This window comes from Streptomyces sp. NPDC005784 (assembly GCF_042871525.1).
In the GTDB taxonomy this organism is placed as follows: domain Bacteria; phylum Actinomycetota; class Actinomycetes; order Streptomycetales; family Streptomycetaceae; genus Streptomyces.
Genome location: NZ_JBIAIQ010000092.1, coordinates 1 through 5920, shown reverse-complemented (window position 1 = coordinate 5920; position 5920 = coordinate 1). Strand labels below are relative to the sequence as shown.

General features: G+C 68.3%; 7 protein-coding genes. 3 read left to right on the top strand and 4 right to left on the bottom strand.

Translation table 11 applies throughout. The annotated features are described in order from the left end of the window. Positions 1 to 357: 357 nt before the first annotated feature. A complete protein-coding gene (locus ACFYR3_RS45420; RefSeq protein ID WP_355854526.1) occupies positions 358 to 999 on the bottom strand; it encodes a hypothetical protein in 642 nt (213 codons plus the stop codon). Positions 1000 to 1888: 889 nt separating this feature from the next. On the opposite strand from ACFYR3_RS45420, the gene ACFYR3_RS45415 reads away from it, so the two are divergent. Continuing rightward, the gene (locus ACFYR3_RS45415; protein ID WP_355854523.1) at positions 1889 to 2125 is read left to right on the top strand and encodes a hypothetical protein; all 237 of its coding nucleotides are present in this window, start codon (positions 1889 to 1891) and stop codon (positions 2123 to 2125) included. Between the two features lie 321 nt (positions 2126 to 2446). On the opposite strand, the gene ACFYR3_RS45410 is transcribed toward ACFYR3_RS45415, so the two are convergent. Together ACFYR3_RS45410 and ACFYR3_RS45405 are read right to left on the bottom strand one after the other, a co-directional pair. Continuing rightward, positions 2447 to 2983 carry a hypothetical protein gene (locus ACFYR3_RS45410; protein WP_355854520.1) on the bottom strand — a complete coding sequence of 179 codons (537 nt, stop codon included), beginning with the start codon at positions 2981 to 2983 and terminating at the stop codon, positions 2447 to 2449. A gap of 22 nt (positions 2984 to 3005) precedes the next feature. After that, entirely contained in the window at positions 3006 to 3419 is a 414-nt protein-coding gene (locus tag ACFYR3_RS45405) for a zeta toxin family protein (protein WP_389288276.1), read from the bottom strand. Between the two features lie 122 nt (positions 3420 to 3541). On the opposite strand from ACFYR3_RS45405, the gene ACFYR3_RS45400 reads away from it, so the two are divergent. Then, on the top strand, positions 3542 to 3703 hold the full coding sequence (locus ACFYR3_RS45400) for a hypothetical protein (RefSeq protein WP_355854517.1): 162 nt from the start codon (positions 3542 to 3544) through the stop codon (positions 3701 to 3703). Positions 3704 to 4241: 538 nt separating this feature from the next. On the opposite strand, the gene ACFYR3_RS45395 is transcribed toward ACFYR3_RS45400, so the two are convergent. Next, positions 4242 to 5144 carry a LysR family transcriptional regulator gene (locus tag ACFYR3_RS45395; protein ID WP_355854514.1) on the bottom strand — a complete coding sequence of 301 codons (903 nt, stop codon included), beginning with the start codon at positions 5142 to 5144 and terminating at the stop codon, positions 4242 to 4244. A 188-nt stretch (positions 5145 to 5332) separates the two neighbouring features. Between ACFYR3_RS45395 and ACFYR3_RS45390 the strand changes: the two genes are divergently transcribed. Continuing rightward, complete coding sequence (locus ACFYR3_RS45390) at positions 5333 to 5626, top strand: DUF1330 domain-containing protein (RefSeq protein ID WP_355854511.1); 294 nt, start codon at positions 5333 to 5335, stop codon at positions 5624 to 5626. Positions 5627 to 5920: the final 294 nt, after the last annotated feature.

The window sequence follows — 5920 nt, the reverse complement described above, 5'->3', positions numbered from 1 at the left end:
CAGGCCCGCCTCGGCCTCGGCACCGCCCCGCTGTCTCCACTGAAGCACTGACCGAAGCAACTGTCAGCATCCACTGAAGATCACCAACAGAGTCACGGCATTGCCTTTAGACGGCCCTCGCGGGCGTGGAACTGGCGGGCGGCGGCGAAGTTCGCGGCCCATCGGGAGTCCCGTGACCGGGGCGCGTCCGGTACCGACTCGCCCTCCGCCGGGGGCTAGGTCGCCCCTGCAGTTCGCCTGGCCGCAGGTGAACTGGATCGGTCGTGATTCGCCTGAGAGCCCGCCGGGGGTTGGGCTGTGTTGCCGGAAGCGTGATCACGCGGCGTCTCTCGCCGGGGCCGGTGCCCCCAGGGCACATCACAGCGCGAACACCGGGACCCCGGGGGTACGGGTCACACCGCACACCCCCCGTGCCCGCGAGGGCGCCGCGGGCGGCGGCGCGAGGGCCGGCCCGATCAGCGGCATGACGGCCGCCAGCATCTCCGCCTCGCTCGCGGTCCCGTCCACGACCAGATCGGCCGCTGCCCCGGAGGGCGCGACATGGGCTGCGTGGCGGTCCCTGCCGGTCTGCAGATAGTTGCGCAGGGACAGTCGAGGGTCCTGCCGCTGCACCTCGATCTTCCGGAGGATCTTGCGGGCCAGGCGTATGTCGTCGGGGGTGTCGACGTACACCCGCCACGCCGCCCGCCGGACCACGGACGGCAGTGACAGCGCGAACAGGCCCTCGACCACCACCAGCAGCACGCCGGGGCGCAGCAGCGCCGCGTCGATGGCGTGTGCCACCGCTGTCTCGTCGATCGACCCCGGATGGTTCCAGTCGAGGACGGCGTGCCCGTCGGCACTGACCGTCCACACACCCCGCAGGGGGTCGTGCGCGGGCACGTAGTAGTCGTCCAGATGGACCAGCGCCACGCTCTCGGGACACTGCAGCGACAGGGCTTCGGCAAGGGTGGACTTGCCGGATGCGGTGCCGCCTGCGACCGCCAGTACACCCGTCATATCGGGCGCTCCTCATGTGCTCAAAGGGGATAGACGAAGCGGCCGGACAAGCCGGGTGCAGGGAATGTACGGCGGCGTGATCGCCTATGGCAAGCAGGGAAACGCGGCCCGGTTCAGCGGAGGCCAGGGCCGCGACCTTCGGTCGACCTGCGCACCGGTCTCGGCGATACCACGGACCTTCAGCGCGGCGTAACGGCCCTTGGGCGCGGGCGCGGGCGTGACGTCGACGCTCGGGAAGGAGCAACTCCGCCCGCAGTCCGTCCGCCCGCTCCCGCGCCGCCGACTCCCGGGCCTCCAACTCCTCGAACAACGAGCCCGTCAGCCTCCCCTCCTCCGTCATCACGGTAGAGACGAGCAGCTCTCCCCACAGCCCGATCTGCGTTCTCCCGCGTCACCCTCCCCTCCAGAGACACAGCACCCATCGACCTTGGTGTCACGACGTACCCGGGCCCGCATTGGTTTCGTCCTCAGGCGATCCGATGGCCGCTGGCCGACGAGGGCCAAGCGCCGTGGCCGGTGGCCGACGGTGGCGCGGCGTTCGTGTCCGATCCCATGGCCGCCAGTGCCCCGGAGGGTGGCGGCATGTCCGGTAACTGCGAGCCAACCTCACCACCCTGCGGCGGTGAACTCGCTGTCGCTGTAGCCGCCCAACGCTGATCGGTTGGGAAGCCCAATGAGCAGGTCACCAGGCCCCATGGCTACGGCCACGGAGGCGTAGGGGATCCGTTCGGCTCCAGCCCGTACGGCCACACCTCTTCCAACCGGGAGCTGTTGCCGGCGTCGGCGGCTTGGCGGTAGAGCGCTTCGGCGCCCTCCCAGTCACCGACATCCTTCCGTATTCGTGCCAGTTGCAGCAGGGCGCTTGTGTGGCCGGCGTCAGCGGCCCGCCATGCCTGTGCCTCGCATAAGCGAACTCGCCACCCGTCTGGCCACCGACGGCGGCGGAGCGGTCCTGCACGTCGTTCGCTACCTCAACGACATCGACCAGGACCAGCCAGACACGTCGGACATCCCCAACCTCTTCGGCCGGCACCTGGACCGCAAAGTCCTGGACTTCCTCACCACCATCGGCGCCGAGCTCGACGTCGACGAGTACGACATGGCCCCGGACGAGGACACCAAGTGAGCACGTGACCTCGTACTCACCTGGGCACATGAGTCAGTACCCCGACAGGGCCGAGCGTGCGGCCAGCTCCGACGGTGAGGTCGAACCCGCTGCACGGGCGAGGAGATGGCGCTTCACCTCGGGATCGCCCGCGCCCAGGACCTGACGATCGACCGGCCGCGAATTCGTGTCCGATGCCGTGGCTGCTCTGCCCGAAGACCACGGGGATTTCAATTGGGATGTCGGCTCTGACCTTGACGTTTAACCTCAGTACGGTGGTTCCATTACAGGCAGGCCGGATCACGCCGGAACGCTCGCGTAGCCTGGTTCTGGCACATCTGGTCACGGGCCTGTGTTTCCCTCGAAGGAGCCCATGTTGATCAGGCTCACTCGGTGGTCCCAGGCATCCCACTTCACATGCTTCTGCGCGCCCCAGTAGTAGTTGTCGTAGCCCATGAGGTCGCCATATGCCTTGTCTTCGTGCGCCCGCTCGGGTCTGCCGAACGCAGCCAGGAGTTCCTCGTACGAGGTCAGGTGAGCGAAGTGGGAAAGATGCGGGCCATAGATCGCGAAGCCGACGACCGTCCCGGCTCGAACCTTGTAGGTGAGCTTGTCGGCGCAGTACAAGAATCCGTCTGACTGGGCAGCGTGGCCGATGACCTCGTCGAGGGTCAGCCGCCGCCCTTCGGCGTCGTAGTACTCGCTGTCGATGTTGGTCCCGCCGCCGTACCGGGCGACTACGGAGGACTGGGCCTGGATGATGCTCCGGCGTGGAACGCTGGTGGCTGGTGTTCCCAGGGCTATGCCGCCCATCTCGACAGTCGTGAGGTCGAGGTGTGGCCGGGACAGTATGTCCAGGTTGTCGAGGATCTCGATCATCGTCAGAGTCTAAGCCCGGCCTTCATCCTCGGCGGGCTTGATGCTCCTTGATCGACTCGGCGCGCTTGACTGTCTTGCCGACGTCGTGGCATTTGGCGCGGTGCTTGTTCTTCGAGCCGGCAGGCCGTCCGAGGCCCGGGCGGGACGGTTTCGGTGCGGCTGCCGGGCGGGTGGCTGTCGCGCGGACGTTGCGAAACCCCCGGTACCCGCGTTCGTCAGGTGGTCCACCGTCTGGGTGGGCGTCGGCGTGGGGGTGGGCAGACTCGTCGGGGGCGGCGTGACGGGCGGGGTCGGGGTGGCGGTCCAGGACCGCCTGTAGGAGGTCGGCGGTCTCGGTCTTCCCGGCGCCGGGCTGCCCGGCGACGACGACCACGACCGGCCGGTGCTGCGGGACGGCGCCCTGTGTCGCCGACGCGAGGATCACCTGGTGCAGCACGTCGAGACTCTCTCGCCCGCACCCTGAAGACCACCACCGCACACGTCATCTACCTTCTGTCCCAGCACCCCGCCGAATGGAGCCCGCCCCGCTTCCAGCAAACCCAGCACACCGCCACCCGCGTGCACCAGTGGCGCACCTGGTACGAGCAAGACCACCTGTCCCTGCAGACCATCGCCAACCGGGAACAGACCAGTACGGCCGCCGTCCGTCTCGCACTGCTGAGAACCGGCACCCGGCTCTGCCCCGCCGGGTCCTACCCGGGCCAGCCGAGGAGGAACTGAGCGCTCCGCAACAGGCGCGGGGTGGGCGCGATCCCGGCATCCGCGGTGGTGACCATCACCGAGCACAGCGTTCCCGGCCGGGCTCAGGGCATCGTCACGGGCCCGGACGGCAACGTCTGGTTCACCCAGCCCCAGGACGGCCAGATCGGGAGGATCACCCCTGCCGGGGTGGTCACGGAGCACGACGTGCCGGCCGGGAACTCGGCCTCGGGGAGCAGTGGAACAGTGGTTGGCGTTAAGCATTGACCGACGTCATGGACGCCGTTGACGGCGGGCGTTCCCGCCGGTTACCCGTGCTTGTCCGGTTCGGCGTCGGCGAAGGCGCGGTATCCGCCGAGATCTCGGGCTGGGCGAGGACGTCGCCGCGGTGTACGACTCGGACCGGACCCGGGGCCATCATCGGATGCTGATCCGCCGGCGTAGCGAGGTCGTGTCGGACATTCAGCAAGACCGCCGTCGTCATCACCGCGAAGCCCGCCGGGCGCAAGGTCTTCGGCCTCGCCACCGCGGGCGTCCGTCTCGCTTGACCTCTTGCGCGTCAGTCCGGCAGCCAGCGCAGCTCGTGAGCCAGGGTTTTGGCGACGGCACGGATGCGGCGGTGTAGCGGCGACTGCTGGCGTGGGAGGACCAGGTGGATCGTCAGGCCGGGCGCGCCCCGCAGCGGTCGCCAGGTGAGACCGGCCGGTTGTGCCGTGACCGCGGCTTCTCCGGCCGGGGCGAGGGTGACCCCGTCGCGCAGGTCGCGCTGAGACATGTCGAAAGCGACTGCGGGCGTGTGGAATCGGGGTTGTGGTCGGGTGTCTCGGAACAGTGCGGACAGCTGATCGTGGACCACGGGGTTGGCCGCACGGTCCGGGAGTCGCAGCGGATACGCGGCCGCGTCGGCGATCTCGATCTCCGGGTGTTCGGCCAGCGGATGGTGCTGCGCCAGCTGGACCCCGACGCGCTCACGCCGCAGCAGGAACCGGCGCACGTCACGGCCCGGCTGTTCACCGCGGGTGATCCCGGCATCGATGCGGCCGTCGGCGACCGCGGGGGAGATCTCCGGTGTCGCCATCGGGACCGCGCCGACCTCGAGTCCGCTGTTGCCGCGAATCAGCCTGTCCACCAGGGCCGGTGCCGTCTCGGCCCCGGCGCTGAGGCTGTATCCGATGCGCAGCGTGCCCAGTTCACCGGCCGCCGCGCTCCGGGCGGTGTCCCATGCCCGGTCCAGCGCCGCCAGCGCGGGCGGCGCGGACTCCGCCAAAGCCGCACCGGCTGTCGTCAATACGACGCTACGCGTGTTGCGGACCAGCAGGGCCGTACCGAGTTCCGCCTCCAATCGGCGCATCCGGGCGCTGAGTGCGGGCTGTGCGATACCGATCCGTGCGGCCGCGCGGGTGAAGTTCAACTCCTGCGCCAGCACCAGGAAGTACCGCAGGCTCACCGTATCCGGCGCCACGTGCCCTCCCTGCCGATTGATAACGATCCATTCTGAGGCTATCCCGTACCGGTCTTTCCCTCGACCGCACATCAAGCCCTAACCTGCGCATATGACGATTCAGCTGACCGCAGCACCCGTCGCCGGGATCGATCGATCCGAGTGTCAATTCGAAGTCGGACGTGTCCGGCCGAACATAGGAGGTTTCCATGGCTAAGGGCTACTGGGTCAGTGTCTACCCCGCCATTTCCGACCCTGAGAGGCTGACTGCCTACGACAAGCTGGCCCGTCCGGCTGTCCAGGCTGGGGGCGGGCGCCTCCTGTCCCGTGGCGGTCAAGTCGTCGCCCACGAGGCCGGAATCACGCAACGCGTCGTTCTGATCGAGTTCGACAGCTTTGAACAGGCCGTCGCGGCATACGAGAGCGAGGCATACCAGAAGGCACTGGTGGCCCTCCCCGACGGCTTCGAGCGCGACTTCCGCATCATCGAAGGCATCGACTGAACGGCGGGCCCAGCCATCGCTGAGCATCCGTCACCTGATACGCACACGGTGCTGAACGACGACTCACGAGACGAGTTCGAAGCCATGCCCCGCGTCCCAGTTCGTCGTCGACGTTCTCGACGGCCTGATCCCTGTCGGGCGGTTGTCCGAGCGGAGTTGGGCGGCCAAGGCGGGATGCTCTCTACCGGGATGCCTATTAAGAAGTCATCTCATTTGGTGAGTCGGCGGTAGCAGATGAGGGTGCAGGCGATGGCGGCGAAGGCGAGGAAGTGTTCGGCTTTGCGTTCGTAGCGG